Genomic DNA, 25,450 nt, shown 5'->3' with positions numbered 1-25,450 from the left:
ACATGGGAGGATGACATGGCGGCAACCGTCCGGCTTCTTGATAACCGTTGGGACGATTCATACGCGGCAGGCCTCGATGAGCCTGGAAAGCTGCTCTATCGCTCGAATTTGCTGGGTGCCGACAAGCGCATCACCAACTATGGCGGCGGGAACACCTCTGCCAAGGTCATGGAAACCGATCCGCTGACCGGCGAGAAGGTCGAGGTTCTCTGGGTCAAGGGTTCGGGCGGCGACGTCGGGACCATCAAGCTTGACGGCTTCGCCACTCTTTATCAGGACAAGCTCGTTTCCCTGAAGGGCATCTATAAAGGCGTCGAAGACGAAGACCGCATGGTCGGTTTCCTCCCGCACTGCACCTATAACCTCAACAGCCGCGCCGCCTCGATCGACACGCCGCTGCACGGTTTCGTGCCCTTCACCCATGTCGACCACATGCATCCGGACGCGATCATCGCAATCGCTGCCTCCAGGAACTCCAAGGAATTGACGAAGCAGATCTTCGGCGACGAAATCGGTTGGCTGCCGTGGCGCCGCCCGGGCTTCCAGCTCGGCCTCGACCTCGAAGCCTTCGTCAAGGCGAACCCGAATGCCAAGGGCGTCGTGCTCGAAAGCCACGGTCTCTTCACCTGGGCAAACGATGCAAAGGCCTGCTACGAGCTGACGCTCGACATCATCAACAAGGCGATCGTCTGGTTCGCGGAAAAGACCGAAGGCAAGACGATCTTCGGCGGTGCTGCCACCCAGAGCCTGCCGGTCGAGCAGCGCCGCGCCATTGCGGCCCGCCTGATGCCTGAAATCCGCGGTCGCATCGGCAAGGCGGAACGCAAGCTCGGCCATTTCGACGATCAGGATGCCGTTCTCGAATTCGTCAATTCGAAGAATCTGCAGCCGCTTGGCGCGCTCGGCACCAGCTGCCCGGATCATTTCCTGCGCACCAAGATCCGCCCGCTGATCGTCACCTTCGATCCGGCAAAGCCTGACGTGGACGCGATCATTGCCGGTCTCGACAAGGCGCTCGAAGACTACCGCGCCGACTACGCGCGCTATTACAACGACTGCAAGCATGACAATTCGCCCGCCATGCGCGATGCGAACCCGGTCATCTTCCTCGTTCCCGGCGTCGGCATGCTGTCGTTCGCCCGCGACAAGGCGACAGCCCGCATCGCCAGCGAATTCTACGTCAACGCCATCAATGTCATGCGCGGTGCCTCGACCGTTTCCGAATATCAGGGCCTGCCGGAGCAGGAAGCCTTCGATATCGAGTACTGGCTGCTCGAAGAAGCCAAGCTTCAGCGCATGCCGAAGCCGAAGAGCCTTGCAGGCAAGGTCGCCTTCGTCACCGGCGGTGCCGGCGGCATCGGCCGTGCGACCGCTGCCCGCCTGATCGGCGAGGGGGCCTGCGTGGTCCTGGCCGATATCGACCAGGAAGCGCTCGACAACACGAAGGCCGATTTCGCTAAGCAATTCGGCGCCGACGCCGTGCGCGGCGTCAAACTTGATGTAACCAAGGAGGACGGCGTGATCTCGTCCTTCGCGGAAGCCTGTGTTGAGTTCGGTGGCGTCGATATCCTTGTATCGAATGCTGGTATTGCTTCGTCCGCCCCGATCGAAAGTACTGAGCTTTCGATGTGGAACAAGAACATCGACATCCTGGCGACCGGCTACTTCCTCGTGTCGCGCGAGGCGTTCCGCCTGTTCCGCAAGCAGGATCTCGGTGGCAACGTCGTGTTCGTCGCCTCCAAGAACGGTCTGGCATCGTCGCCGAATGCTGCTGCCTATTGCACGGCCAAGGCTGCCGAGATCCATCTTGCCCGTTGCCTGGCGCTCGAAGGCGCAGAAGCCGGTATTCGCGTCAACACCGTCAATCCGGACGCCGTGCTGCGTGGTTCGAAGATCTGGAGCGGAGAGTGGCGTGAACAGCGGGCGGCATCGTCCAAGATCGAGATCAACGAGCTCGAGGAGCATTACCGCAAGCGTTCCATGCTGAAGCTCAATGTCTTCCCCGAGGACATCGCCGAAGCAATCTACTTCCTGGCGTCGGATCTCTCGGCGAAATCAACCGGCAACATCATCAACGTGGATGCCGGCAACGCCCAGAGCTTCCCGCGCTAAGTCCAACTGCTGCGGCGGGCAAATGCCCGCCGCCTTTCATCCACATGTCCGGGGAGGAACCCATGGCCGAGTCAAGAATCGCGCAGGACCTGATTGCGCAGGAAAACGACAAGCGCGCAGCAGCGCTCAAATCCGACTATGAAGCGCTCGGCGCCAATCTGTCGCGCCGCGGCATCGACATTGAAAACATCACGCGCCGGGTATCCGAGTTCTTCGTCGCTGTTCCGTCCTGGGGCGTTGGCACCGGCGGCACCCGCTTTGCCCGATTCCCCGGCACCGGCGAACCGCGCGGCATCTTCGACAAGCTCGACGACTGCTCCGTCATCAACGAGCTGACGCGCGCCACGCCGAACGTCTCCCTGCATATTCCGTGGGACAAGACAGATGCCAAGGAACTGAAGGCAAAGGGCGATCAGCTCGGCCTCGGTTTCGACGCGATGAATTCGAACACCTTCTCCGACGCGCCGGGCCAGAAGCATTCCTACAAATTCGGTTCGCTCAGCCACACCGACGCTGCAACACGTGCGCAGGCGGTTGAGCACAACATTGAATGTATCGAGATCGGCAAGTCGATCGGCTCGAAAGCATTGACGGTCTGGGTTGGCGACGGCTCGAACTTCCCCGGCCAGAGCAATTTCACCAAAGCATTCGAACGCTATCTCGCTTCGATGGCCGATATCTACAAGGCTCTGCCTGACGATTGGAAGCTCTTTTCCGAGCACAAGATGTATGAGCCGGCCTTCTATTCCACAGTCGTGCAGGACTGGGGCACCAACTACCTCATCGCCCAGACGCTCGGCCCGAAGGCGCAGTGCCTGGTCGACCTTGGGCACCATGCACCGAACACCAACATCGAAATGATTGTGGCTCGCCTGATTCAGTTCGGCAAACTCGGCGGCTTCCACTTCAATGACTCGAAGTATGGTGACGACGACCTCGATGCCGGTGCGATCGAGCCCTATCGCCTCTTCCTCGTATTCAACGAGCTGGTCGAGGCAGAGCAGCGCGGTGTCAACGACTTCAATCCGGCCCACATGATCGACCAATCGCACAACGTGACCGATCCGATCGAAAGCCTGATCAACAGCGCCAACGAAATCCGCCGTGCCTACGCGCAGGCGCTAATCGTCGATCGCAAGGCGTTGGCTGGCTACCAGGATGAAAACGACGCGCTGATGGCGACCGAAACGCTGAAGCGCGGCTACCGCACGGACGTCGAGCCGATCCTTGCAGAAGCGCGTCGCCGTTCTGGCGGTGCGATCGATCCTGTGGCGACTTACCGCGCGAGCGGCTACCGCAGGAAGATTGCCGCCGAACGCCCGGTGTCGATTGCCGGCGGCGGCGGCATCATCTGACCCTTAGCCTCCCAAGGCCGTTCTATCGGGCCGCTGTCGACGAGACAGCGGCCCGATTCCGTTTATGGCCTCCATTCACCGGCAATCTGACGGGTGGCGATGTTCAGCCGGTTCCAGACGTTGATGTTGGCGATGGCGATGACGAGGGCTGCCAGGCTCTTGCCGTCGAAATGCCGCGTGGCTTCATCCCAGATGTCGTCAGGCACTGGGTCGGCGCGATCGCTGACGCGGGTGACCGCCTCCGTCAGCGCAAGGGCTGCGCGTTCGGCCGGCGTGAAATAGGGCGTGTCACGCCAGGCGCTGACGGCAAACAGGCGCTCGTCCGTCTCGCCAGCCTTCTTGGCGATCCGTGGATGTCCGTCGATGCAGACGCTGCAACCATTGATCTGGCTGGCGCGTAGATTGACGAGTTCCAAAAGGATTGGCGACAGACCTGTTTTGGCGGGTATCGTCCCGAGGGCATGCAGCGCCTGCATTGCGTCGGGAATGACGATCGCCGGATTTCCCATTCTTGCTTGCATCACGTTTCTCCATGGTGTGTTTTCCAAACTGACGCCGCCGGACGTGCTGTCACATCGGCCGGCTTTTGTTCGTCATGGAGTTGACGGAACACAGTGGAGGAATGTGACAATGGATGAGAAAAATTGGTTGGCGGGAGAATTTGAGGCGAATCGGGCGCATCTGGGCGCCGTCGCCTATCGCATGCTGGGCTCCCGCGCCGAGGCCGACGACGCTGTTCAGGAGGCCTGGCTGCGCCTCGGTCGCTCTGATGCTGACGCGATCGACAATATCGGCGGCTGGCTCACGACGGTTGTGGCGCGCATCTGCCTCGACATGCTGCGGTCGAGAAAGACACGCCGGGAAGAGCCGTTCGATCTACCCGTCCATGAACGCCTGGCCGACACGTCCAAGACCGTTGATCCGGAGCGGGAAGTGGCTTTTGCCGACTCCGTCGGCATGGCGCTACTCGTTATCCTCGAGACATTGGCGCCGGCCGAGCGCGTTGCCTTCGTGCTGCACGATATGTTCGATCTCCCCTTCGACGACATTGCGCCGATCATTCATCGCTCTTCGGCGGCAACGCGACAACTGGCAAGCCGTGCTCGCCGTCGGGTTCAAGGCAGGACCGATGTGCCGGAGGCGGACGCAGCGCGCAAGAAGCAGATCGTCCACGCATTCCTTGCGGCTTCGCGCCTCGGTGACATCAGGGCGTTGCTGTCAATCCTCGATCCGCAGGTGGTGTTCACCCCGGACACTGCGGCGATGCGGTACAACCCTTCGGTTCGCGAGCTTCGCGGCGCAGATGCGGTGGCAGAGACGTTCAGGGGTCGGGCTCAGGCGGCGCAGCCGGCGATGATCGATGGAGAGTTCGGGCTGGTGGTGGTCGTGGGGGGACACCTGCGCGTCGTCCTGCTTCTGACCTTCGACGGGGAGAAGATCGCCGGGATCGATGCCGTCGCCAACCCCGACTATCTCGCCAGCTTGAAATACGACTTGCTCTAAAAATAACAGTCCAAACGAAAAGAGCCGTCGCTTGGCCAGCGACGACTCTCACAGGGGCAGGGAAGCGCCCGAAACTTCAGCAATAGCTGCACATGGCAGCCGGGTTGTTGTTGGGGATCACGTTCAGAAACTTGCCCACTGGAGAGGTCCGCTGTTCGCGCTTCCTGGCGGCCGTCTCAAGCAGACGCTTGAAATCGTCAAGTTTCACGCCGTCGGCACGGAGCACCATGGCGATTAGGGGGTCGTGAAGGGCTTCGGTAATGGTCAGGTCTTCTCTGGTCTTGCTCATGGTTTGCCTCCTTTCGTGGGCGGTAGCCCGTGTTCCACCCCGCTCCGATCAAATCAACCACGTTGACTTCGGCAGAGAGTGGTGTTACCGGTAAGTAACAATGCATTTGTTACCGATCGGTCACATGGATGTCAAGGACCTTGTCCGCGAAAAAATCAGAATCATTGAGCCTGCTGTCTCCCGCAAACACTGACGAGAAAATCCCGCCACGGGAGCGCATCGTCTCCACCGCCGCCGAGCTTTTTCGCGAGCACGGCATCCGTGGCATCGGTGTGGATGCGATCGCAGATGCGGCGCTGACCAACAAGATGACGCTCTACCGGCATTTCGGCTCGAAGGACGAGCTGGTCTGCGAGACGCTGCGCCGCGCTTCGGAAAGAGCCGAAGCAATCTGGCGCGATCTCGAGGCAACCCATCCCGGCGACCCGAAGGCGCAGCTCAGGGCATGGATCGAAGCGCGAACGCAAAGCCTTTGCGGCGAGCACGTCGGCTGTGATCTCGCCAATGCGGCCATTGAGCTGAAAGGTGAGGGGCATCCCGCCTATAGCGTGATCGAGCGCCACAAGGCTGAGCAACGCGACCGGCTCGAAGCGCTCTGTCGAGCAGCCGATGCGCGCGAACCGAAGCTGCTGGCCGATACACTGACGCTCCTTCTGGAGGGGGCTCGCGTTACGCGGCAAGCCATGGGCAACGACACATGTTGCAATCATTTCTCCAAGGCCTGCAACGCTGCCATCGCCGCCTTTGCGTGATGGGACCCGCCGATCGGCGGGAACCATATGCCTTTATGCTCGTTTCGGAAGATGCGGGAAGCAAAGGCATGGACTATCTCTATCTCCATCGTCTGTATGCAAAACGAGCCGAGCTCGAGGCAAAGCTCGAGCTCTATGAGGCGCGCGATTGCTTCGGTGACGAGGAGATCGATGATGGCACCGATCAGGAGCTGCGAGAGAAGCTCAGCGAAATTTCAAGCGAGATCGACACGCTGGAGCGCTCGCGCGCGCCCTGAACGGCTCTAGCTACTGGCATCCAGAAGCTGAATGGTGCGGTCGTCGAACTCGCCGCGATAGAGCCGATCAACGACTTTGTGAAAAGCCGACCCGTGCTCGCTGATCGCCGCAAAGAGGGTCATGGACGACCGCAGCTTGAGATCATCAGGAGACCCGAAGATCTCGTGGGCGGATTTTCCCTCGATCGAAAGGACGGCATCGACACAGCGCAATAGTCTGCTACCGAGGACGGGGTCCGCGAGATAGGCGGTGGCCTCTTCCGCCGAGCGGATGGCGTATTTCTCTGCCATGGACGATGAGCCGAGCCCGGCGATCTGGGGAAATATGAACCACATCCAGTGGGATCGCTTGTGTCCTGCTCTCAATTCCGAAAGCGCTCGCTCGTAGGTACCATTCTGCGCATGAACGAAGCGATCCAGATCATAATCAATCTCATCGGGCATCGACGATCCTCCCCTGGCGCATAACTATATCATGGGGGAGGGTTGTCCATGCCCGGAACTCGACAGGTCCTCAGCAGGACCTGTCCGGGTATGGGCTGTGCTCCCGGCAATAATCGACCGAGGGTAATGAATCCGAGATTGACCCGACAGCTGCCGTGTCGAGGCCCGATGCCATGGGCACCGTGAAATGGACCGTCAGTCCGGCAATGCCTAGTAGCGCAAAGGCCGCAAGAACGATGAAGCGTTCTGATATTGAAGGTTTGTGTGCACCAACATGCTCGGCGTATTCGCGTTCACCCATGCCATTCAACTCGTCATCTGTCGCGTGGTGGTGTACCACGTCGCCACGCGCCGCGTTCCAACTCTCGCTGTTTGTCATTTTGTTAACTCCTACACTGATGCGTGCACCGACACATGATCGTCCTCTCGCCGGCGAACAGCACGAAAACGCATGTGTGTTCTTTTGGGCCGAGATTGAAGACCGGATACACAAACGCAGTGTTCATAAAATCGAACCAATCGGTTTGATTTGGAACTTTGAGGGCTTGGCTCCTCGACAAAATTCAGCTTAGTTCGGATGATCAGTCAGATTGCGGATGCCCCCATGACCAAATCATTTGGCGCGATGTCCATCGCACAACTTTCCAGTCTCATTCAAACAACAGCGGTCGATCCCATCGAAGTGACGGAAGCTGTTATCGACGGCATCGAGGCCTATGCCGACCAGGCGGCCTTTACGGCAATCTTCAAGGATCGCGCAACGGAAGAGGCGAAGGCCTCATCGAAGCGAATGAGAGAGGGTCGCTCTTGCGGAATGCTGGACGGCATACCGATCGCCTGGAAGGACCTGTTTGACATCAAGGGGCGGACAACGACGGCCGGGTCGACAGTACTGGCCAGAGAGCCGGCTGCGCAGGCGGACGCGGCTGTCGTGGCAACGCTGAAACAGGCGGGCATGGTCTCGATTGGCTGCACGAACATGAGCGAGTTCGCCTTCTCCGGGCTCGGCCTCAATCCACACTACGGCACGCCGCGCAATCCACGCAGCAAAGATGTTCCGCGCATTCCGGGTGGCTCATCGTCCGGCGCTGGCGTTGTGGTGGCAGCTGGCCTCGTGCCGGTGGCGATGGGGACGGACACGGGAGGTTCGGTGCGCATCCCGGCTGCCCTCAACGGTATCGTCGGATACAAGGCAACGCGCGGTCGCTATCCGATGGCAGGCGTCTTCCCGCTGGCAAAGAGCCTGGATTCGCTTGGTCCGCTCTGCAGGACCGTTCAGGACGCGGTGTGGATCGACGCGGGAATGCGAGGCGCGTCAGCGCCGTCAATAGCCGCTCGCCCACTCAAGGAGTTGGACATCGTTATCCCTGACAATATCGTTTTCGATGGCGCTGAAGCTGGCGTGGTCGCAACTTTCGAGACGGCGGTCGATTGGCTGGAGGCGGAGGGTGCATCGATCAGCCGGATCAAGATCCCGGCTTTTGACGAGATATTGGCGCTGATGGCTCGATATGGTGCCCTGGTCACGGCCGAAGCCTATGTGCTTCACCACGAGCGATTGGCTGGGCCTGCGGCTGACGACATGGATCGCCGCGTGGTCGTGCGCACTCGACTGGGCGAGAAGACCACGCTTGCGGCCTATCTGGCGATCCTTGAAGCCCGCGAGCGGTTGATCGCCGACGTCGACCGCCTTGTCGGCGACAGCTTCGTTGCGTTTCCGTCGGTCGCCCATGTGGCGCCGCCGATCGCCCCATTGGAAGCCGACGACGATTTGTTTTTCGCAACCAACGGGAAGACCTTGCGCAATACGCTTTTCGGCAACTTCCTCGATTGGTGCGGCGTATCGATCCCCTGCGGGACGGGAGATGCCGACATGCCGGTCGGCTTCCTGCTTTCTGCCGTGGGCAAGCGGGACGAAGCGCTCCTTGGCGCGGCGCTTTCGGCGGAGACAGTTATCCGCGGAGAATTTACGTGAGATCGCAGGCATTGCTCCCGGGAGGAGAACATGACTGAAAGCAATTTGGAGAATGGACGTTTTGCAGTTTCGACGTGGTCGCTGCATCGGCTGCTGGGGGCCGTCTATCCCTACAGCCCCGATCCGGGGAAAAGTGCAGCGCGCAAGGAGCCATATGGGCCGGGGAGTTCCCCGCTGACCGACATTCCCGGGCAACTTGCCAAACGTGGTATCGGGCGGCTTGAGATATGCTCGTTCCATCTGCCAAGCATCGAAGCCGCCTATCTCGCGGAGATGCGCTCAGCGCTTCAGGACGCCGGCATCCTGCTTCAGACACTCCTCGTCGAAGATGGCGATCCCAGCCATCCAGAGACCGCGGAACGCGACATTCAGTGGATTGCCGGCTGGATTGGGGTCGCGAAAGCGCTTGGCGCCAGGAACATGCGGGTGATCGCCGGCAAGCAGATGCCGACCGCAGAAAACCTTGAGCGGGCCGCGGGCCATCTCGGTTGGCTTGGAAAGCAGGCCGAGAACAGCGGCGTTCGCATTGTCACAGAGAACTGGTTCGACCTTCTGCCTTCGCCGAAGGAAACCAATTGGCTGCTCGATACACTGCAGGGCAAAGTCGGCCTGAATGGCGACCTCGGAAACTGGGCTGCGCCTGAAAAATACGCAGGGCTTTCCGACATCATGCGCCGTGCGGAACTCTGCCACGCCAAGGCCAATTTCAATGAAGCGGGGCTTGACAGCGCGGACTACCGCAAGTGCCTGGAAGCGTGCCGGACGGCAGGTTACGACGGACCGTATACCTTGATCTACGATTCACCATTCTTTGCCGATGAGTGGGACGGTATCCTGCTTGAAAAGGCATTCATCGAGGACTTCCATCAGGAAAAGCAGCGCGCGGCTGGCTAAACCGCGAAAGGAGCATGGCATGACTGGCGCAACGACGATCGACGGCTTCGCAAGGCGGATCAGAAGCGGTGGGGGCGGATTGATTTCCGCGTGGATCGGCATTCCCGATCCGCTTTTCGTCAATCATCTGGCGCAAGAGGCCTTCGATGCCATCGTGCTGGATATGCAGCATGGCGTCTGGGATATCGGATCGGCAGCCGTTGGCATTGGCCAGGGGCGGCTCGCCGGCAAGCCGGTGCTCGCCCGAATTCCGGTCGGTGACTTCGCATCGGCCTCGCGTCTTCTCGATGCGGGAGCCTCGGGCATCATTGCGCCGATGATCAACTCGGTGTCTGATGCCGAGGCCTTCGCCAGGGCCACCAAGTATCCGCCGGTCGGCGAGCGCAGCTGGGGGCCGACGCTGGCGATCAACCACACGGGACTTTCGGCCGCTGAGTATCTCGCGACCGCGAATGAAGAGACCGTGGCCATTGCCATGATCGAGACGCGTGCAGCCCTTGATGCTGCGGATGAAATCATGCGTGTTGAGGGAATTGACGGTATTTTCGTCGGCCCGTCCGATCTCTCGATTGCCCTGTCAAATGGAACGAAGCTGGCACCTGACACGGCGGAGGTCGACGGCGTTCTCAAGCACCTCATCGCCCGTTGCCGTGCTCACGGCAAATTCGGCTGTGTCTTCGGCAGTAACGGCGAGCGGGCCGGAGAATTGTTGAAGATGGGCTTCGATCTCGTCATTGCCGGGGCCGACACGCAACAGCTACGGTCGGGCGCCGCGAGCGCGATTGCCGCCGCGCGACGCGTTCAGGCAAGCTGAACTACTTGACGGCCAGCCAGATGACATGACGCGCGCCTCCGCGTTTTCCGTTGGCGCGCGTATTGACGGCCTCGACGGCAAAGCCGCAGTCACGAAGCCGACGGGTGAAACCGGCATCCGGCCCGGATGACCAGACGGCAAGAACACCTCCGGGTCGCAAGGCATCGCGTGCGGAACGCAGGCCAGCGAAATCGTAGAGGCTGTCGTTGGAACGACGCGTCAGGCCGTCCGGCCCATTGTCGACGTCAAGCAGGATGGCGTCGAATTTCGCCTTGCTTTGCCGGATCAGTTCGCCAACATCGCCATGATGGATGGCGACGCGCGGATCGTCGAGACACCCCTGAAAAACCGCTGACATTGGACCGCGTGCCCATTGCACCACCGCCGGCACCAGTTCTGCAACCGTGACGGATGCATCCTCCGGCAGGGCCGAGAGGGCGGCGCGCAGTGTGAACCCCATTCCGAGACCACCGATCAACATATTCGGGCGCGCACGCCCGGCGATCTTTTCGCGGGAAAGCCTTGCGAGCGCCTCCTCCGAGCCGCTCAGGCGGCTGTTCATCAGCTCGTTCGAGCCCAGCATGATCGAAAATTCGCTGCCTCGTTGTTTGAGGCGCAATTCGCCACTTTCTCCGGGAATGGGCGCGGAATCCAGTTGGACCCAGGGGAGCATGTCTGTCGTGCCTCGCGTTGCGCGCTTCCCCTAGCACAAAAGAAGTTCCCCGCGAACCGCCAGCGAGGCGCGCGGGGGACGTTTTAGCAGTGATTGCTCAATTGTTGTTCCGGCACGCCTGATTGGTAACGGTGTTGGTTCCACCCCGAACCGTTCGGTGTTGGCCCTCGGGGCAACCGGTCCACTGTATGGAGTTGGTACTCGTCGTCGTGGTACCAAAGTCGATCGGTATCGAGAACCCGCCTCCACCTGTTCCTTCGGTATCAGGCGAGGTTCCAAGTGGCGGCGACCCGTCGAGGCGGCCGCTGCTGTCCATCCCCATATTTGCTTGCGCAAGGGCCGAACCAGCGAAACTGAGGAGGAGCACTGAAGTCACTGCGATAAGCCTGCGCATGATCGAGATCCCTTCAAGTTGAAGCACTTACCAATGTAGCGCGTCATTCTGTTTCGTCCAGCAAAACAAGCAGTTATGGCGTTGAAAATCGCAGTATATCGGCCAATGCTTAACGATTGCGTGGGCCTGGGTGCGGGGCAGTCCTTGAATTCTCTCGGTATGCGCCAGATTGCTTAGACGGGCGCGACCAACGGAGGCGAGCATGAGCGAGAATCCTGAAGCCGTTCGGGTGAGGATATCCGGCCTCGTCCAGGGCGTCAGTTTTCGAGTTTGGACGCGGGCACGGGCTAAGGAGTTCGGCCTTGCGGGCTGGGTCCGCAACGAGACCGATGGATCCGTGACCGCGCTTATTGCGGGACCGGAGACGGCCGTCTCGGCGATGCTGAAGGAATTTTGGAAAGGCCCCCCCGGCGCGTCGGTGCAAGCTGTCGAGGCCGAACCGGTATCCCCGGACAGCGTCCCCTCCGGATTTCGGATTACGGCATAGCGCGGATTGGGAGAAACCGCGAGCTCCTCGCCGCGGCTATGGGCAACAGCCAATTGTTGTCCTCTTTCAACAGTCTCGCCTTAACGCGACCTCGTCCTGCATTTCTGATGACCGAAAACACATTTCAGCCATGGTATGAGCGAGTAGGGATGTCTTGCCTGACTGAAACATGAATCGGAATCTTTGAAATTGCATGCCACGTCCATGATCCGACCGCTGTTGGCAGCGGCCGGCGCCTTGCTTCTTGCGGCTTGTACGCAACTCCCCGCAGAACGAATTGTCGCAACTGCCGCAGCCCCTGCGATGGAGGCGGTCACGCCTGTGCCGGAGCCGCAGCCCCAGATCCCGCCGGTGGAGGGGGCTGCCGAGAAACCGGACTATTCCATCGCCTATGCCGAAGTCGACGAGGGTGAGTTTCGCTGGCCCGCGATAGATCACACGGCGGTCCATCCCGACTATTTGCGTCAGGAAGTCGATTATGCGACCGACGAGCCGCCGGGCACCATCGTGGTTGAGACCGAGAAAAAGTTTCTCTACCTGGTGCTGAAGGACGGACGAGCTATTCGCTACGGTGTGAGCCTCGGTGCCCAGGGCCGGGCATGGAAGGGGCGTGCAATCATTCAGTGGAAGCGAAAGTATCCGACATGGACACCGACACCGTCGATGATCAGTCGCAATCCGAAACTCGAACAGTGGAAGCAAGGCATGCAGCCCGGCGTGAACAATCCCCTCGGGGCACGCGCACTATACATCTTTCAGGACGGCCAGGACACGCTCTATCGCATCCACGGCTCTCCGGAATGGCAAACGATCGGCAAGAACGCCTCGTCTGGCTGCGTACGGATGTTCAATCAGGACGTCATCGACCTTTACGAACGTGTGAGAGGCAAGGCGCCACTGGTTGTGAAGTGAACACCGCCTGACGCAGGCGGTGTTCGCCATTACGGCGCTGGATCGCTCGAACGATCATGGTCCCAACCGGCGCCGACAGCGGCGTCGACCTCGCAGATGACGCCGGCTGGGTCGTAGCTGATCGTTACGTCACCCTTCAACTCGGCCGCCAGCAGGTTTTCGATCAGGCGCGAGCCGAAGCCCTTTCGCGACGGAGGAGTAACGGCCGGCCCGCCCTTTTCCTGCCAGCGCAACCTCAGCCTGTTATCGCCGCCAAGCGACCATTCAATCGAAACGTGGCCTTCCGGTGCGGACAAGGCCCCATACTTGGCTGCATTCGTCGCCAATTCATGCAGAGCCAGCGAGATAGACACAACCGCCCGCGGCGCCAGTTGGATGCTCGGGCCCGAGATCGAAAACCTGTCACGCTGATAGTGAGACAGAGACTGCTTGATGACGGCTTCCAGTTCGGCCTGCTCCCAGTTGCCGTGTGTCAGGAGATCATGTGCCTTGGCCATCGAGGCCAGTCTGGCCTCGAAAGCGTCCACGCCGGCCCGGGTTGCCTCCTCGCGTCCGAGCGTCTGTCGCGCAATCGCCATCACGGTCGCGAGCACGTTCTTCACACGATGGTTCAGTTCGCCCACGAGAACTGTCTGGAGCCGCTCGGCCTCCTTTCGGGCGCTGATGTCGTGCGCTATTTTTGAGGCCCCGACAATCCTGCCATAGGCGTCGAAAATAGGCGAAACGCTGAGTAGGACGTCGACAAGGCCGCCATCCTTGCGGCGGCGCTTGGTCTCATAAGGCTCTACCTTCCGGCCGGCACTGACCTGCCTGATGATCGCAGGCTCCTCTTCAATCCTGTCATCCGGAACCAGAATGATGACCGATCGGCCGATCGCTTCCTCAGCGGAATAGCCGTAGAGCTTCTCCGCTCCGATATTCCAGCTCGTGATCCTCATGTTCAGGTCGGTGCCGAGAATGGCATCGTCGGACGAAGCAATGATTGCGGCAAGCCGGCGTTCGACCTCCTGCGCCCGCTTGCGTTCAGTGATATCGACGACGACCGCTGCGGTTTGCCGTATGTCGCCGTTCTTGTCGCGAAGAGGCGAGACGGAACTCGCCACCCAAACGAGGCTGCCATCCTTGCGAACGTAGCGTTTCTCGATGTCGAAGCTCTCGCCTGTTTCCACCATCCTCCTGAACGATCGGACATAGTTGTCCAGATCCTTGGGAAATGTGATGTCCTGGACCCGCATCTTCAGAAGCTCGGCTTCCGTGTAGCCGACGATTTCGCAGAAACGGCTGTTGACCAAGAGCAGACGCCCCGCGAGATCAGACTGGCCCATGCCTGCAGCAGTCTGCGAGAATATGGCACGAAACCGCTCCTCGCTCTCCCGCAACGCGGTCTCGAATCTAACGCGTTCTGTGGTCTCGCTGACGATGCAGAAGACGCCACCGACGTTCCCCACTTCGTCCCTTATCGGTGAGTAAGAGATGTCGAAGTGCGCGGTCTCGGGATAGCCGTGCCGCTCGATATAGAATGGGCGGTCCTTGGCAACCACCGTCTCTCCGTGATCAAGAACCCGTCGCAGGAGCGGTTCCAGATCGCTCCATAATTCGCTCCAATGCTCGCGGGCGGGGCGGCCGAGCGCTTGAGGATGCTTGCGCCCGATTGTCGGCGCATAGGCGTCATTATAAAGAGCGATGAAATCCCGGCCCCAGAATATGACGATCTGCGCCTTGGCGGGTAGCATGATGTCGACGGCCGATTTCAATCCGGCCGGCCACGAGGAAAAGGGGCCGAGGCCGCTTGCTTCCCAGTCGTGGCCGAAAATGCGACCGGCCATCTCGCCCGATGCGGTATATGTATCACTGCTGCGCAGGGGTCTCGTCCTCTCTAGAGTGCCCTTGTAATTCAAAGGTTTGGCGCGCAGACGTCAAGAGGCAATGCAAGGGAGCGGTCAGTTATCGCTCGACATGGCACCAGGCGGCGAGAAGCGGACGTGCGGTGCACCGCATCGCGACATTGTGCCCCGCTTCGTTGAAGAAAATCGAACCGATGGAACCGCGCTGCCAGCCCTTGTCGTCGCAGGAGAATTCGCAGTCGGAGAGCGCCAGAAAAACCCGGGAGCGATACTGTATGTGGTCAGGGAAACGGCTGTAAGGCGCCATGATGGTGAGGCCGAGAGCCACGTCGCTTCGCTCTTCCACGCCGGATATGCCGGCCACGACCGCATGCGCATGCGTATGTTCTATGTTGATGCTGGCAAATGGGCCGGTTTTGCTCGCAACCCATTCGAGGCTCTTGGCGATGTCGTTGATGGCCGCAGCGACTTCTGCGAAAGGCTCACCCTTTGAAGCCAAATTGCGCAGCGCAAACTGCAATTGTGGAGCCAGGGGCAGGGAGGTGGCCGGCTTGTTTGCGATGGCGCCCGGTTCCTGCAGCAGGTGGAATACTTTCCCCGCAACAAATTTCTCCATGAAAGGAGCAGCGTCGGACAGCATGATGTTTCCCAACGCGCCGATCAGGCGTTGCACGGCGACAGGCCTGCGCGCGCGGCTTACGGGATAGTCGCCGCTGGCAGCCCTGGTCCCACGATGCAGAAGGAGATCTGCTTCCCTTCTCAACCGGGATTTCGACATCGGTATGGAACGCTCCTTGATCACATGAGGCGATCCTTATCCCGGCCGGATCAAAAAGCAAACTGTTCGAAGCGCCTTTTGCGAACATGCTGACCGCGGCTGGATGCGGTTGCCAGGGATCCTTTGCTCGAAGGCTTTGAGTTTCTGTTTGGCGGTTGACCGCCAAACAGAAACGACGCCGCGCCGATCCTTTATTCTGCCCGTTTCAGTGCATCTCCCAGAACCGAGACGATCTTCCAGATCTCGTCGCTCTCAATGATCAGCGGCGGAGAAAGCGCGATCGTATCCCCCGTGACACGGATCAACAGCCCCTTCTGGAAGCAGTCGACGAAGACGTCATAGGCACGCGCACCTGGCGCGCCGTCGCGTGAGGCAAGCTCGATTGCACCGACGAGCCCGAGGTTGCGGATGTCGATGACATGCCTCAGCCCCTTCAAGGAGTGAAGGGCGTCCTGCCAGGTGTCGGTCAAGGAGGCGGCACGGGTCAGCAAGCCTTCCTCCTCGTAGATCTCAAGCGTAGCAATGCCTGCAGCACTGGCAACCGGGTGGCCGGAATAGGTATAGCCGTGGAAGAGTTCGATCTGGCTCTCCGGTCCCGCCATCAAGGCGTCGTGCACTTTCCGGCTCGCAAAGACCGCGCCCATCGGAATGGCGCCGTTCGTCAGACCCTTGGCGGTGGTGACGAGATCGGGAACGACACCGAAATAGTCGGTCGCAAATGGCGTTCCAAGCCGTCCAAAGCCGGTAATGACCTCGTCGAAGATCAGGAGGATGCCATGCTTGTCGGCAATAGCGCGCAGACGCTCCAGATACCCCTTCGGCGGCAGGATGACGCCGGCGGATCCGGACATCGGCTCGACGATGACGGCGGCGATCGTTTCTGCGCCATGCAGCGCAACCAGCCGCTCCAGATCGTCGGCCAGCTCGACCCCATGCTGCGGGAGCCCCTTGGAAAAACCATTTCGCTCGATGTCGAGCGTATGGCGCATGTGGTCGGCCGGTATCTGCGGGAAGACGCGCCGGTTGTTGACAAGACCGCCGACCGAGATGCCGCCGAAGCCGACGCCGTGATATCCCTTCTCGCGACCGATGATGCGGGTGCGGGTGCCCTGGCCGATGGCGCGCTGGTAGGCGATCGCAATCTTCAACGCCGTATCGACCGATTCCGAGCCGGAGCCGGTGAAGAACACGCGATCGAGTTTTGCGCTCGGGCCGCCCGGCGCGATCCTTGCGAGCCTTTCGGCGAAGTCGAAGGCGACGGGATGGCCCATCTGAAAGGTCGGGGCAAAGTCCATTACCTGCAGCTGGCGAGCAACGGCATCCGCGATGCGCTGGCGACCGTGGCCGGCATTGACGCACCAGAGGCCAGCCGTGCCGTCCAGCACCTTGTTGCCATCAATATCCGTGTAATACATGCCTTCGGCTGAGGCGAGCAGCCGGGGTGCGGTCTTGAATTGGCGGTTTGCCGTAAACGGCATCCAGAAATTATCGAGGGAAGGCCGGTTGGAAATGTTGATCTGGTCCACCGCTATAGTCTCCATTGTGCGTGGCGACATGTTCGGTGATTTGCGTCAAGGGACAAGTCCTTTTCTTTGCGTGTGTAAGCACTTGAAATGTATAGCCACGAGTTGAATATGTTCGATATTCGCAACAGGTGAAACGCGCCCCATGTCCGTCGATATCGGCAACCGCCTTCGTCATCTGAGGATGATGCACAATCTCTCTCAACGCGAACTGGCCAAGCGCGCCGGTGTCACGAATTCAACGATCTCGCTGATCGAGTCGAACACCTCCAACCCTTCCGTCGGGGCGCTGAAGCGCATACTTGACGGCATCCCCATCGGTCTTGCGGAATTCTTTGCCTTCGAACCGGAGCGGCCACGAAAGGCATTCTATGCAGCCGAGGAGCTCGTCGAGATCGGCAAGGGGCCGATCTCCTATCGGCAGGTTGGAGAAAGCCTGTTTGGGCGAAGCCTGCAGATCCTGAAGGAGTGCTACCAGCCAGGCTCCGACACCGGCAAGGTCCTCCTCGTTCACGAGGGAGAAGAGGGCGGTATCGTTCTCTCCGGGCGGCTCGAAGTGACGGTTGACGACGAGCGTCGGATCCTTGGACCGGGCGATGCCTATTATTTCGAAAGCCGGCGACCGCACCGGTTCCGATGCGTCGGGCCGATTGCATGCGAGGTCATCAGCGCCTGCACACCGCCGACATTCTAGACCTTTCAGGCTTTGGCGCCCTGTATCCTCGCCAGGACGCGGTCAAGCGCCGAGATCAGGGCATCGCGCCCGCCGTTTTTCTCAAAGTCGGACAACACCTGTTCGTTGAGGCCGCCCTTCGTCGCAAACTCGCTGCTGAGTTCTTTAAGCGGAACGGTTTTCGAGCGCAGCGCAGTCTGCGTGAGATTGGTAAACAGCGGCGCGATATAGGCGCGTCCCTTGCCTTTGGTGAGGCCACGTTGTTCCAGCCACGCAGCCGAAATGTCCATGATTCCGAGGACGGTCGACATCAGGGAGCTGGCCGCCGCCAATAGGTCGTACTCCTCCTTGGTCTCGCATTCGACCGCGGTACCCATAACGGTAAAGAGCGCCGCAATGCGAGAGTCCGGCGGAAAAACGGCCGTCACGCCTTCGCGGTCGGCCACAAAAGGCAGTGGAATGGCCTGGACGAGGTGAACATCAGCCCCGATCCATTCAAGAAGTGTCTTGCGATCGGTGGCTGCAATGACGCTGAGAACGGATTGACCCTTTCGGAACGTCAGTCCGCCGAGAACCTCCTTCGCAATTTGCGGGCGCACCGCCAGGACAATCACGTCGCTCGCGTCGATGACGGCCTGATTGTCGGCGGCAATCGAGACTTCTGAAAAGTCCGCAGCCAATTTTTGGGCGATCGCGGCGTTGCGAGGCGAAATGGTCACCTGCGCGACGGCGGCTGGCTTCGTCAACAGGCCCCTGACCATGGCGTCGCTGATTGCCCCGGTCCCGATGAAGCCGATTTTTTCTGTCTGCACGCCACTCTCCCCACGCTGCGCGGTCAGGCCGGACATTGCCCGCACCGCGAAATAGCGTTCCGCGCGCCATGTGGCAAGGCAGGCGGGCCGCTCGGACGATCGACCCGCAAACCGAAATGACTACTCCCGCGCCCGCATGGGTGCCAGCGACATGGAATGTGAATAGGCCTGCGGCGATCTGTTTCCGGGCATGTTTTCATCGAGTACGAGCGTCTTGAGGTCGTCCGTCCTGACATCGAGGGTAACGACACTCTGCCTCTTATCCAGCTGCCAGACGAGGTAGCCAAGGGCCGGCGAGTAACCGCAATCACAGCCACAATCGTCGTATGCAATCGGTTTTGGCTTCTCTGGAAGCAGCATGATCAGCGGTTTTGGCATCTTGTAGCATTGCCCTTCGTAGGCGTAGCCATAGATAACGCCAATGCTCTTGAGATAGCCTTGGCAGGGGTCACCAAACCTGACCCACGGCAGCCCCACTGCGATCGGCAGGCAGATTGCCTCATGATCATGCAGTAGCGAAATGTTCACGCTCGCTTTCGCCTTTTCGGCGTCTTTGGCATCGACTTTGACGCTTTCCGTTGCAGGGCGTCCATATAGTCGCACCTCACTCGGGTCGTAAGGGCCGGACGTTCCGACGTTTGGATTTCTGCAGCAATCGCTCATTGTCCTCTCCTTTCGGGTTGCCTCAATAGGTGATTTCACGCCATGCAAAACTTGCCCTGAAAGCTTCCGCCACAGCACCGTCGGCGGCATCAACGATCGACCCTGCGGCCTGGTTGAATGTCAAAGTCCGAGCGTCGAGATTCTTCAGCGAAGTGGCGAGCGCACGTCCGACGTCGTCCCTCGCCTTCTCCAAAGCCAGCTGAAAATAAAGGGGTCTGGTGCGAAAAGATTGCGCCGTCAGTTCGCGGAAGCGATCAAACTCGTCAAGTGTCAGATGGCGCAAATCCACCTCGAGAAGCCGCCGTTCGGCAGAACCGTTGGCCACGAGATTGCGATGGTAGAGTTCGACGATCGTGTCGAAGACGGCGCCGACGAAGGGCAGCGCGCGGTCGTGCGGGTCGCGTGTGACTTCCGACATGCGTCTGAAGTTGGTCGCGAGGCGGATCTGGGTTTCCGGGCTGGTTTCGGCGAAGCGATTGAGCTCGTTGTAGAGCAGCAGATCTCCCTTTGTCCTTCGCAGCAACCGGTCGATAGCGGAATCGAAGGAGAGAAAAGAGATCAGCGATACACAGTCGGAAAAGCCTTCCGAGAAGGGAAAGAACTCGCTCTCGCGGGAGGCTCCGACCGGAATGCCTATTTCCGAGAAGATGATCAGGTGCCCGACCTCATGGGCGATCGCATCGAAATTCAGCGCGTAAGGTCTTGGCGTTCCACCGACATCCGAGCGTCCAAGTTCCAGAAAGCCATAGCCTGCCTGGGCGTTGTCCCAGTCGACCAAAGGGATGATCTCCAGTCTGGGAAGCGTGGCATCGAAAAACCACTGAACCCGATGACCGAGGTAACTCTGCCAGATTTCGAGCACACGATGGATGCAGGCATAGGCATGAACGCCGAGATAGGGTCGCGACAGCGGATCCAAGCTGTCGAAATGTCCGTCAGGGCCCGCATGCACTGGTGGACGCCTGATGCCGTTAAAGGGTGGCAGGCGCGAATAGCCGTAGGGCTGCTTGCTGTAGAGCGGATCAGCCACATACATGCGGGCATCGCTCGGCCCAGGGAAAATCTCGTTGGGTAGAATCGACAGCCAGACGCGATCTGGCTGCTCGTAGCCAGGGATGAACGGAGGCTGAGGAAAAATCCAGAATCGAGTTCCTGTGCCGGCCTCGGTAGAGGCCGCCATAACATGCGGGTGCAAATCCATGTTGGTCTCGCCCCATATGTAAAAGCAACTTTACGTTTATTTAGTAAATATTAATTAGATCAGTGTCAATATTGGTTGCTTCGAGATCGCGAATGAAAGTATTCGTTGCAACCCAGGCTTCAGCTGGGCGCCGGCCGGAAAATCTCTCAGACAACTCTGGCGCGAATTTGAGTGCCGCTAGTGCATCAAGACCCTTCTGTCGGACGAATTGATGACGCAAGCGGCCGATTTCTTCTCGCGGCCACCCCTCTGCGCGAAGTATCTTCTCAATGGATCGATCGCGAAAATTCATTCGCCGGGCAGTTTCGGTAAGGCTGTCGCGTTGAGCGGCGCTTATATGGCCGAGCCGCATCAGATGGGAAAAAGTTCTTTGCAGATCGATCAATGCATCTGTCACCGGCGGGAAGCCCAATTCGGCCGGCCCCGACTGAACGGCGACGGCATCGTCTGGGGTCAGCACCCAGCGCCTGTACCACCGGAAAATCAATCCGACGCCGATCATGCCGTATGGACCCAACTCCGCAGCCCGAAGCGCTCCCATGCTTGCTGCTCCGATCACGACGATCCCTTGCGCCAGCGCCCATAAAATCTCCTTGTGCCGGACCGATGGGCGGTCTTCGAACTGCCCGTCGATGATGACCATCGCTCTTGGACGAAATGCATGGGCCGCAAGCAGGATGTCGCCCTGTGCCACCGGCTGCAGGTAAACGGCATCAAGTGCCGCCTGAGCCTCAGGCAGTCGCAGTGTCGGCCCCAGAAAAACCAGTATCGGTCCGGCTAGATCTGCCGCACTCATTTTGACCTCCTAGCGCACGACGTTGAACGGGCGGGCTCGGGGCATCAGCATCCTGACGCAACGAACGGGCCCGCCTGGATGTGAACCCAGGGGAACCGCAAGAACGGGTCCAAGCTCGGCGTCTTCGATGCGGTCGAGCAGATCCTGGAGGCTCGAAATAGGAGGGGCGTCAACGATTTGCGTGAAAGAAACTGGATTGAGGATGAGCTGCCGGGCCTTTGCAACAATGCTATCGACCCGCTTGTGATAGTGTCGCGTCGTCTGATCGTCGCGAGCGCCTGAGATGGCTCCGGCACGGGCCGCCAGCGCCTCGCACAAGGCATTTTCTGCCGCCTCGGCGAGGTCTTTTCCAGCCGAATAACCTTCCGTCGGCAATGCGAGCAGGGGATGGCCGCCACCGAGCTCGATCGTCTGGCACCAGACGACGCTAACGCCAGTCGGGGAGGGGGCATGCCAGAACCCGGCCGATATATTGTGTTCCGCAAGAAGACCGGTCAGGTGATCGACGGCGGGACCGAGGCTTCCGGGGGAAAGCCGGTATCTGTCGAAGAAGCCGTGCGTGTCGAATGCCCGGGCAATTGCGTCGCGTTCTATACACTCGAGGAGCGCATGTGCGGTCGCTTGATGCCAGGTTGAATGGCAGGCTAGACCGGTGGTGGTACGCAGGAAGAGCCCGTCGAAATCCGGGGGCGGATCCGTATAGCGTGTGTGCACGAGTTCAAGAGGAACCATTTGGCTGTGTCGGAGGCAAAGGTCATAGCCCATGATCCAGAGGGTTGGTTTCGACCGCCAGGCCGATGTTGCGTGGTCGTCAAGCTGACGATCGAAGAGGCCCTCCGGGATGGCGAGCTCATCGGCGCTTCCAAGGACGGCGCTGGTGGCGGGAACCAACTCGGCGTAATGGCGCTCAAGTGTCTCCATGATCGCGCCGATGGCGGCATGAACTATGGATCGGCCGCGGCCAAGCGAGGTCACTTCGGAAAGGGCAGCTGGGCGGATTGCCTGGACCGTGGGAAGCCCCAACCGGTCAAGGCCGGTGAGGTCTGCGACGCGTGTTATTCCTGCATGCCGGCAGATTGGCAGGAGCCTTCGCAGGTAATCATCTGGCGGATCGACCTCGGCCCTGCCCAACGATGCCCCCCGGTTGGCGGTGACCTCTGCCGCAAACTCGTCGAAGAGGCCGCCCCCTGAAATGGCGCCGTTGGGCTCATCGGTCGACAACAAGGCCAAACTCCTCGAGCGACTCCCTTATTCTGTCCTGGAGTGCGGCCGCCCCCTGCGTTTGGGCGATCTCTGCAGCAAGACGCAAATCTTCCATGACGAGCTCGCGCATCGCGCCGGAGCGGGCGCGCAGCATGGCCCGAACGCGGTACAATTCCGCGAGCCAATAGGCGTGACCTGTTTCCCTTGCTTTGACGATCGCCTGGCTGGCGACCTCGATGGCGCGATCGACCTTACCGTCAAGGCCGAGCATTGCGGCCTGCATCGAGAGATAGATCGGCAGGTCGATGACCGTGCCGAGCTCTCCCAAAAGGTCAAATCCCTTGCAGAACCTCTCATAACCGCCTGCGACGTTTCCAAGATGTGCTTCGGCCCATCCGCCGAAAAGGAGCGAGAGTCCGGCCAAAGATTGCATTTCATTCTGTCTGGAAAATTCAGACATCTCTTCCGAGATGGCTGTCAAGCGTTTGTAATCATTGCGATAGAATGCCGCGACAGCCTCCACGTCGAGAGAGTGTGCTTTGCTCGGCAGGTGGGAAATGCCATTCACGAACTGGATCATCTCTTTCAGTACGCGGTCTGATTCATGCGTTTTGCCTGTCAGCCACAGCGAGTGGGCCAGTTGGCCCAGGCCACAGGCACAGGCATCGTGCCCACCGTAGATGGTTCGCGCTTCGGTCGCCCTTTGTGCGTCGTAGAGAGCCAGGCCTTCCCGCACAGCATTCTGCGTTTCCCTGTGGCGTCCGAGGTTGAAGTCGATCGCCCAGATGCAGTGGTTCATCTGCAGGCGTACCTCCGGGTCCCGGATGCCTGCCAGCATGACCTGAACCTCCATGGCGCGTTCGTGCATCGTCAAAAAATCGGAACCCGTCAGCCACCAACCCCAGTAGATTGGAAACCATCGCGACTTCTCTTCCAGCGGTTGTCGATTGGCGATTTCCACCCCATCTTCGTAAAGCTTTCGCGCTGGCGGCGAATTCAGGCCGATTGTCCCGGTAAGCACTGGTCCCAATGCAATGACGGCCGATAGCCGCAGCCGATCGACCCGCTCGTTCATGCCGAGCTCGTCGCAGATTGAGAGGCCATGCTCGAGATGATGGCGAGCTTCGACCAGGGCCGACCGACGTGCGGCCTCCTGGCCGGCCGTAATGAACAATTCCACGGCGGTCTCCTTGAGACCCGCACGTTCCGCATGCTCGGCACGCGCACCGCCATCGATCCACGGTGCGATCGTGGGGTCTTCGGTCAGTGCTTCGAAGAGGCGGCGATGAAGCGCCTGGCTTTGTCGCCGTAGCAGCAGTTTGTATATCGTCTCCTGGATCAGTGAATGGCGAAAGCCATAGGTAACCGTTCCGCCGGCTCGCACATGCGTTACGAAGCCGGTGTTACAAAGTGTATCCGCCGCGTTTGCCAGCGCCTTCCTGTCATAGTCCGGAAGCAGAGTCTGAAGAAGCGACAAGGTAAAGCGGGAGCCAGCAACGGCTCCGGCGCGTGCCACGTCTCTAATTGGGCCGAGATTGCCGAGCCGTGCTTCGAGGATCTCTTCAAATGTCGAGATATGCGCCGACGCTCCGCTTTCCGGGATCGTGACACCCGTAATCGTGGTCTCGGACATCCATTGGCATATCTGCTCGATGAAAAGCGGCACGCCGCCCGAAATCCGCTCGGTTACCTCAACCAGGTCTTCAAACTCCGCCGCTCTGTGCTGTGGCCAGTTGCGCTCGATTGCAAGCCTCGTCTGGTCTGCATCGAGAGGGTTTAGAGGCAGTCGCGATGGACGGGCGTCCTCTGGCCATTCCATGGTCGCCTCAGGGCGTGTGGTCGCAATCAGGAGGATCGGTAGCCCCAGGATGGCGCGGGCCGCCTCAATCAAAAACTCTCGAGAAGTCGGATCTATCCAGTGAACGTCCTCGACGACAAAGAGAAGGGGCCCGTTTTCACAGAGTGCCTGCATCGCTTTCGGGATTGCCTGTCGCGCTCTCTCCCGGATCAGTCTGGGATTGCTGCCGGCGAGGTTTTCGCTCTGCCCCTCGGCTCCGAGCAGATAGGAGAAGAGCTCGGCGATGTCATTGTCCCGTATGCCGTGGCGGCGAAACCGGCTGGCGACTGCGGATGCCGTCAATTTCGTCTGCCCACCCGTCTCGGGCATGCCGGTAAGGCTGTTGGCCAAAGGATGCAGTGTCGAGTGAAAGCCGCCGGGCACGCATTGGAAGAAGAAGGATTTCGATCGCTCTGCACGGGTCAGTCTGCGGAACTCATGCAGAAGGCGTGATTTTCCAATGCCGGCGTCCCCCTCGATAATGACCGTCTGTCCGTTCCCGGCAACGACGCTTTTCCACGCTTTCGATAGCGTGCCGAGCTCCTCTACGCGGCCCACGAAAGGATTGCCGAGCCTCCCGAAGGCATAGAACCTGTCCACTTCATTCTTATGACCGAGTGCGCGCCATGCTCGTTCCGGCGCCTCGAACCCCTTGAGGTTCCAGATGCCCTCGAAGGAGAACGCATGCGAGCGGCCCGCCAGCCTGCAGGTTTCGTCAGACACGAAGACTGTATTGGGAGCAGCGACGGTCTCAAGACGGGTGGCGAGCGCAAGTGCCACGCCGACAACAGGCTCATGGGTCCAGCTTTGCTTCTGAGGCTCCTGAACAAGGGCGACGGAGGTGGCAATGCCCACACGAACTTGCAGATCCGAACGACCGGCCGTCTCCCCGACGCGCCTGCAGGTCTCGATGATTTGCAAGCCCGCACGAATGGCAAGGGAAGCGGCATCCCGCGCTCCGATATCAATCGGAAACAAGGCGAGCCCGCCATCGCCAGCCTCCACCCGAACTACGCCCGATTGGGCGACGATTGATTTGTTGGCGGCTGCCTGAAACGCGGATATCAACTCGCGATAATCTTCGAGATCCATGCGGTGGAAGAGTTCCGTTGAATCGACAAGATCGTAGCAAAGCGCCGTCACAATCCGGCGCTCGATCGCGCTGGATACGACCTCTGGATTCCTCCGGACGTTTCCGGCCGGTGGTTTTCTGGCGCCATTCGGATCTTTGTCCTGCATCGCGCTTTCCCCAAGCCGCT

The 25,450-nt window shown here is 60.0% G+C and carries 26 protein-coding genes; 11 read left to right on the top strand and 15 right to left on the bottom strand.

Annotated features, from left to right (window positions below):
* Positions 1-15 precede the first annotated feature (15 nt).
* Together AF71_RS06755 and rhaI are read left to right on the top strand one after the other, a co-directional pair.
* Positions 16-2,112 (top strand): bifunctional rhamnulose-1-phosphate aldolase/short-chain dehydrogenase, encoded by a 2,097-nt coding sequence (locus tag AF71_RS06755; protein WP_169680482.1) that lies wholly within the window; start codon positions 16-18, stop codon positions 2,110-2,112.
* Between the two features lie 62 nt (positions 2,113-2,174).
* Positions 2,175-3,467: an L-rhamnose catabolism isomerase gene (gene rhaI, locus AF71_RS06750; protein ID WP_169680481.1), complete on the top strand. Its 1,293-nt coding sequence runs from the start codon at positions 2,175-2,177 to the stop codon at positions 3,465-3,467.
* A gap of 62 nt (positions 3,468-3,529) precedes the next feature.
* Here rhaI and AF71_RS06745 read toward each other — a convergent pair whose 3' ends face one another.
* A complete protein-coding gene (locus tag AF71_RS06745) occupies positions 3,530-3,988 on the bottom strand; it encodes a carboxymuconolactone decarboxylase family protein (protein ID WP_025661580.1) in 459 nt (152 codons plus the stop codon).
* A 109-nt stretch (positions 3,989-4,097) separates the two neighbouring features.
* On the opposite strand from AF71_RS06745, the gene AF71_RS06740 reads away from it, so the two are divergent.
* Complete coding sequence (locus AF71_RS06740) at positions 4,098-4,970, top strand: sigma-70 family RNA polymerase sigma factor (protein ID WP_169680480.1); 873 nt, start codon at positions 4,098-4,100, stop codon at positions 4,968-4,970.
* A gap of 76 nt (positions 4,971-5,046) precedes the next feature.
* On the opposite strand, the gene AF71_RS06735 is transcribed toward AF71_RS06740, so the two are convergent.
* The gene (locus tag AF71_RS06735; protein ID WP_062369044.1) at positions 5,047-5,259 is read right to left on the bottom strand and encodes a hypothetical protein; all 213 of its coding nucleotides are present in this window, start codon (positions 5,257-5,259) and stop codon (positions 5,047-5,049) included.
* A gap of 128 nt (positions 5,260-5,387) precedes the next feature.
* Here AF71_RS06735 and AF71_RS06730 point away from each other — a divergent pair, with 128 nt between their 5' ends.
* A complete protein-coding gene (locus AF71_RS06730) occupies positions 5,388-6,011 on the top strand; it encodes a TetR/AcrR family transcriptional regulator (protein WP_169680479.1) in 624 nt (207 codons plus the stop codon).
* A 68-nt stretch (positions 6,012-6,079) separates the two neighbouring features.
* Entirely contained in the window at positions 6,080-6,268 is a 189-nt protein-coding gene (locus AF71_RS06725; RefSeq protein WP_025661584.1) for a hypothetical protein, read from the top strand.
* A gap of 6 nt (positions 6,269-6,274) precedes the next feature.
* Here the strand turns inward: AF71_RS06725 and AF71_RS06720 are convergent, their stop codons facing one another.
* Together AF71_RS06720 and AF71_RS06715 are read right to left on the bottom strand one after the other, a co-directional pair.
* Positions 6,275-6,712, bottom strand: a complete 438-nt coding sequence (locus tag AF71_RS06720) for a DUF1810 domain-containing protein (RefSeq protein WP_169680478.1) — start codon at positions 6,710-6,712, stop codon at positions 6,275-6,277.
* A gap of 70 nt (positions 6,713-6,782) precedes the next feature.
* A complete protein-coding gene (locus tag AF71_RS06715) occupies positions 6,783-7,091 on the bottom strand; it encodes a hypothetical protein (protein WP_169680476.1) in 309 nt (102 codons plus the stop codon).
* 225 nt (positions 7,092-7,316) lie between these two features.
* Between AF71_RS06715 and AF71_RS06710 the strand changes: the two genes are divergently transcribed.
* Genes AF71_RS06710 through AF71_RS06700 form a run of 3 tightly spaced genes read left to right on the top strand, consistent with a single transcriptional unit; the run spans position 7,317 to position 10,395 of the window.
* Positions 7,317-8,687 (top strand): amidase, encoded by a 1,371-nt coding sequence (locus AF71_RS06710; protein WP_169680475.1) that lies wholly within the window; start codon positions 7,317-7,319, stop codon positions 8,685-8,687.
* 30 nt (positions 8,688-8,717) lie between these two features.
* Positions 8,718-9,581 carry a TIM barrel protein gene (locus tag AF71_RS06705; RefSeq protein ID WP_169680473.1) on the top strand — a complete coding sequence of 288 codons (864 nt, stop codon included), beginning with the start codon at positions 8,718-8,720 and terminating at the stop codon, positions 9,579-9,581.
* A 19-nt stretch (positions 9,582-9,600) separates the two neighbouring features.
* Positions 9,601-10,395 carry an aldolase/citrate lyase family protein gene (locus tag AF71_RS06700; protein ID WP_169680472.1) on the top strand — a complete coding sequence of 265 codons (795 nt, stop codon included), beginning with the start codon at positions 9,601-9,603 and terminating at the stop codon, positions 10,393-10,395.
* A gap of 1 nt (position 10,396) precedes the next feature.
* Here the strand turns inward: AF71_RS06700 and AF71_RS06695 are convergent, their stop codons facing one another.
* Positions 10,397-11,068, bottom strand: coding sequence for a hypothetical protein (locus tag AF71_RS06695; protein ID WP_169680471.1), 672 nt, complete (start codon positions 11,066-11,068; stop codon positions 10,397-10,399).
* 97 nt (positions 11,069-11,165) lie between these two features.
* The gene (locus AF71_RS31525; RefSeq protein WP_246733595.1) at positions 11,166-11,462 is read right to left on the bottom strand and encodes a hypothetical protein; all 297 of its coding nucleotides are present in this window, start codon (positions 11,460-11,462) and stop codon (positions 11,166-11,168) included.
* A gap of 202 nt (positions 11,463-11,664) precedes the next feature.
* On the opposite strand from AF71_RS31525, the gene AF71_RS06690 reads away from it, so the two are divergent.
* Both AF71_RS06690 and AF71_RS06685 read left to right on the top strand, forming a co-directional pair.
* Positions 11,665-11,949 carry an acylphosphatase gene (locus tag AF71_RS06690; protein ID WP_169680470.1) on the top strand — a complete coding sequence of 95 codons (285 nt, stop codon included), beginning with the start codon at positions 11,665-11,667 and terminating at the stop codon, positions 11,947-11,949.
* Between the two features lie 204 nt (positions 11,950-12,153).
* On the top strand, positions 12,154-12,861 hold the full coding sequence (locus AF71_RS06685) for a L,D-transpeptidase (protein ID WP_169680469.1): 708 nt from the start codon (positions 12,154-12,156) through the stop codon (positions 12,859-12,861).
* 29 nt (positions 12,862-12,890) lie between these two features.
* Here the strand turns inward: AF71_RS06685 and AF71_RS06680 are convergent, their stop codons facing one another.
* The 3 genes from AF71_RS06680 to AF71_RS06670 form a co-directional block, all read right to left on the bottom strand.
* Positions 12,891-14,687 (bottom strand): PAS domain S-box protein, encoded by a 1,797-nt coding sequence (locus tag AF71_RS06680; RefSeq protein WP_169680467.1) that lies wholly within the window; start codon positions 14,685-14,687, stop codon positions 12,891-12,893.
* A gap of 118 nt (positions 14,688-14,805) precedes the next feature.
* On the bottom strand, positions 14,806-15,483 hold the full coding sequence (locus AF71_RS06675) for a dimethylsulfonioproprionate lyase family protein (protein WP_169680466.1): 678 nt from the start codon (positions 15,481-15,483) through the stop codon (positions 14,806-14,808).
* Between the two features lie 191 nt (positions 15,484-15,674).
* The gene (locus AF71_RS06670) at positions 15,675-17,009 is read right to left on the bottom strand and encodes an aspartate aminotransferase family protein (RefSeq protein WP_169680465.1); all 1,335 of its coding nucleotides are present in this window, start codon (positions 17,007-17,009) and stop codon (positions 15,675-15,677) included.
* A 142-nt stretch (positions 17,010-17,151) separates the two neighbouring features.
* Here AF71_RS06670 and AF71_RS06665 point away from each other — a divergent pair, with 142 nt between their 5' ends.
* Complete coding sequence (locus AF71_RS06665) at positions 17,152-17,700, top strand: cupin domain-containing protein (protein ID WP_169680464.1); 549 nt, start codon at positions 17,152-17,154, stop codon at positions 17,698-17,700.
* Positions 17,701-17,705: 5 nt separating this feature from the next.
* On the opposite strand, the gene AF71_RS06660 is transcribed toward AF71_RS06665, so the two are convergent.
* The 6 genes from AF71_RS06660 to AF71_RS06635 form a co-directional block, all read right to left on the bottom strand.
* Positions 17,706-18,527 (bottom strand): pyrroline-5-carboxylate reductase, encoded by an 822-nt coding sequence (locus AF71_RS06660; RefSeq protein ID WP_169680463.1) that lies wholly within the window; start codon positions 18,525-18,527, stop codon positions 17,706-17,708.
* 84 nt (positions 18,528-18,611) lie between these two features.
* Positions 18,612-19,154 (bottom strand): hypothetical protein, encoded by a 543-nt coding sequence (locus AF71_RS06655; RefSeq protein WP_169680462.1) that lies wholly within the window; start codon positions 19,152-19,154, stop codon positions 18,612-18,614.
* A gap of 22 nt (positions 19,155-19,176) precedes the next feature.
* A complete protein-coding gene (locus tag AF71_RS06650) occupies positions 19,177-20,355 on the bottom strand; it encodes a hypothetical protein (RefSeq protein WP_169680461.1) in 1,179 nt (392 codons plus the stop codon).
* A gap of 40 nt (positions 20,356-20,395) precedes the next feature.
* A complete protein-coding gene (locus AF71_RS06645) occupies positions 20,396-21,151 on the bottom strand; it encodes a TfuA-like protein (RefSeq protein ID WP_169680460.1) in 756 nt (251 codons plus the stop codon).
* 9 nt (positions 21,152-21,160) lie between these two features.
* Positions 21,161-22,375: a YcaO-like family protein gene (locus AF71_RS06640; RefSeq protein WP_312867214.1), complete on the bottom strand. Its 1,215-nt coding sequence runs from the start codon at positions 22,373-22,375 to the stop codon at positions 21,161-21,163.
* Entirely contained in the window at positions 22,359-25,430 is a 3,072-nt protein-coding gene (locus AF71_RS06635; protein WP_169680459.1) for an AAA family ATPase, read from the bottom strand. The genes AF71_RS06640 and AF71_RS06635 overlap by 17 nt, the downstream gene beginning before the upstream one ends.
* Positions 25,431-25,450: the final 20 nt, after the last annotated feature.

Origin of the sequence: Rhizobium sp. 57MFTsu3.2 (assembly GCF_012932765.1) — a bacterium.
In the GTDB taxonomy this organism is placed as follows: domain Bacteria; phylum Pseudomonadota; class Alphaproteobacteria; order Rhizobiales; family Rhizobiaceae; genus Rhizobium; species Rhizobium altiplani.
The sequence above is the reverse complement of the archived record's forward strand: the minus strand, read 5'-3'. Positions and strand labels throughout refer to the sequence as shown.

Coding starts and splice junctions, on each gene's coding strand:
- AF71_RS06755 (WP_169680482.1), top strand. CDS start 16: ATGGCGGCAACCGTCCGGCTTCTTGATAACCGTTGGGACGATTCATAC.
- rhaI (WP_169680481.1), top strand. CDS start 2,175: ATGGCCGAGTCAAGAATCGCGCAGGACCTGATTGCGCAGGAAAACGAC.
- AF71_RS06745 (WP_025661580.1), bottom strand. CDS start 3,988: ATGCAAGCAAGAATGGGAAATCCGGCGATCGTCATTCCCGACGCAATG.
- AF71_RS06740 (WP_169680480.1), top strand. CDS start 4,098: ATGGATGAGAAAAATTGGTTGGCGGGAGAATTTGAGGCGAATCGGGCG.
- AF71_RS06735 (WP_062369044.1), bottom strand. CDS start 5,259: ATGAGCAAGACCAGAGAAGACCTGACCATTACCGAAGCCCTTCACGAC.
- AF71_RS06730 (WP_169680479.1), top strand. CDS start 5,388: ATGTCAAGGACCTTGTCCGCGAAAAAATCAGAATCATTGAGCCTGCTG.
- AF71_RS06725 (WP_025661584.1), top strand. CDS start 6,080: ATGGACTATCTCTATCTCCATCGTCTGTATGCAAAACGAGCCGAGCTC.
- AF71_RS06720 (WP_169680478.1), bottom strand. CDS start 6,712: ATGCCCGATGAGATTGATTATGATCTGGATCGCTTCGTTCATGCGCAG.
- AF71_RS06715 (WP_169680476.1), bottom strand. CDS start 7,091: ATGACAAACAGCGAGAGTTGGAACGCGGCGCGTGGCGACGTGGTACAC.
- AF71_RS06710 (WP_169680475.1), top strand. CDS start 7,317: ATGACCAAATCATTTGGCGCGATGTCCATCGCACAACTTTCCAGTCTC.
- AF71_RS06705 (WP_169680473.1), top strand. CDS start 8,718: ATGACTGAAAGCAATTTGGAGAATGGACGTTTTGCAGTTTCGACGTGG.
- AF71_RS06700 (WP_169680472.1), top strand. CDS start 9,601: ATGACTGGCGCAACGACGATCGACGGCTTCGCAAGGCGGATCAGAAGC.
- AF71_RS06695 (WP_169680471.1), bottom strand. CDS start 11,068: ATGCTCCCCTGGGTCCAACTGGATTCCGCGCCCATTCCCGGAGAAAGT.
- AF71_RS31525 (WP_246733595.1), bottom strand. CDS start 11,462: ATGCGCAGGCTTATCGCAGTGACTTCAGTGCTCCTCCTCAGTTTCGCT.
- AF71_RS06690 (WP_169680470.1), top strand. CDS start 11,665: ATGAGCGAGAATCCTGAAGCCGTTCGGGTGAGGATATCCGGCCTCGTC.
- AF71_RS06685 (WP_169680469.1), top strand. CDS start 12,154: ATGATCCGACCGCTGTTGGCAGCGGCCGGCGCCTTGCTTCTTGCGGCT.
- AF71_RS06680 (WP_169680467.1), bottom strand. CDS start 14,687: ATGGCCGGTCGCATTTTCGGCCACGACTGGGAAGCAAGCGGCCTCGGC.
- AF71_RS06675 (WP_169680466.1), bottom strand. CDS start 15,483: ATGTCGAAATCCCGGTTGAGAAGGGAAGCAGATCTCCTTCTGCATCGT.
- AF71_RS06665 (WP_169680464.1), top strand. CDS start 17,152: ATGTCCGTCGATATCGGCAACCGCCTTCGTCATCTGAGGATGATGCAC.
- AF71_RS06660 (WP_169680463.1), bottom strand. CDS start 18,527: ATGTCCGGCCTGACCGCGCAGCGTGGGGAGAGTGGCGTGCAGACAGAA.
- AF71_RS06655 (WP_169680462.1), bottom strand. CDS start 19,154: ATGAGCGATTGCTGCAGAAATCCAAACGTCGGAACGTCCGGCCCTTAC.
- AF71_RS06650 (WP_169680461.1), bottom strand. CDS start 20,355: ATGGATTTGCACCCGCATGTTATGGCGGCCTCTACCGAGGCCGGCACA.
- AF71_RS06645 (WP_169680460.1), bottom strand. CDS start 21,151: ATGAGTGCGGCAGATCTAGCCGGACCGATACTGGTTTTTCTGGGGCCG.
- AF71_RS06635 (WP_169680459.1), bottom strand. CDS start 25,430: ATGCAGGACAAAGATCCGAATGGCGCCAGAAAACCACCGGCCGGAAAC.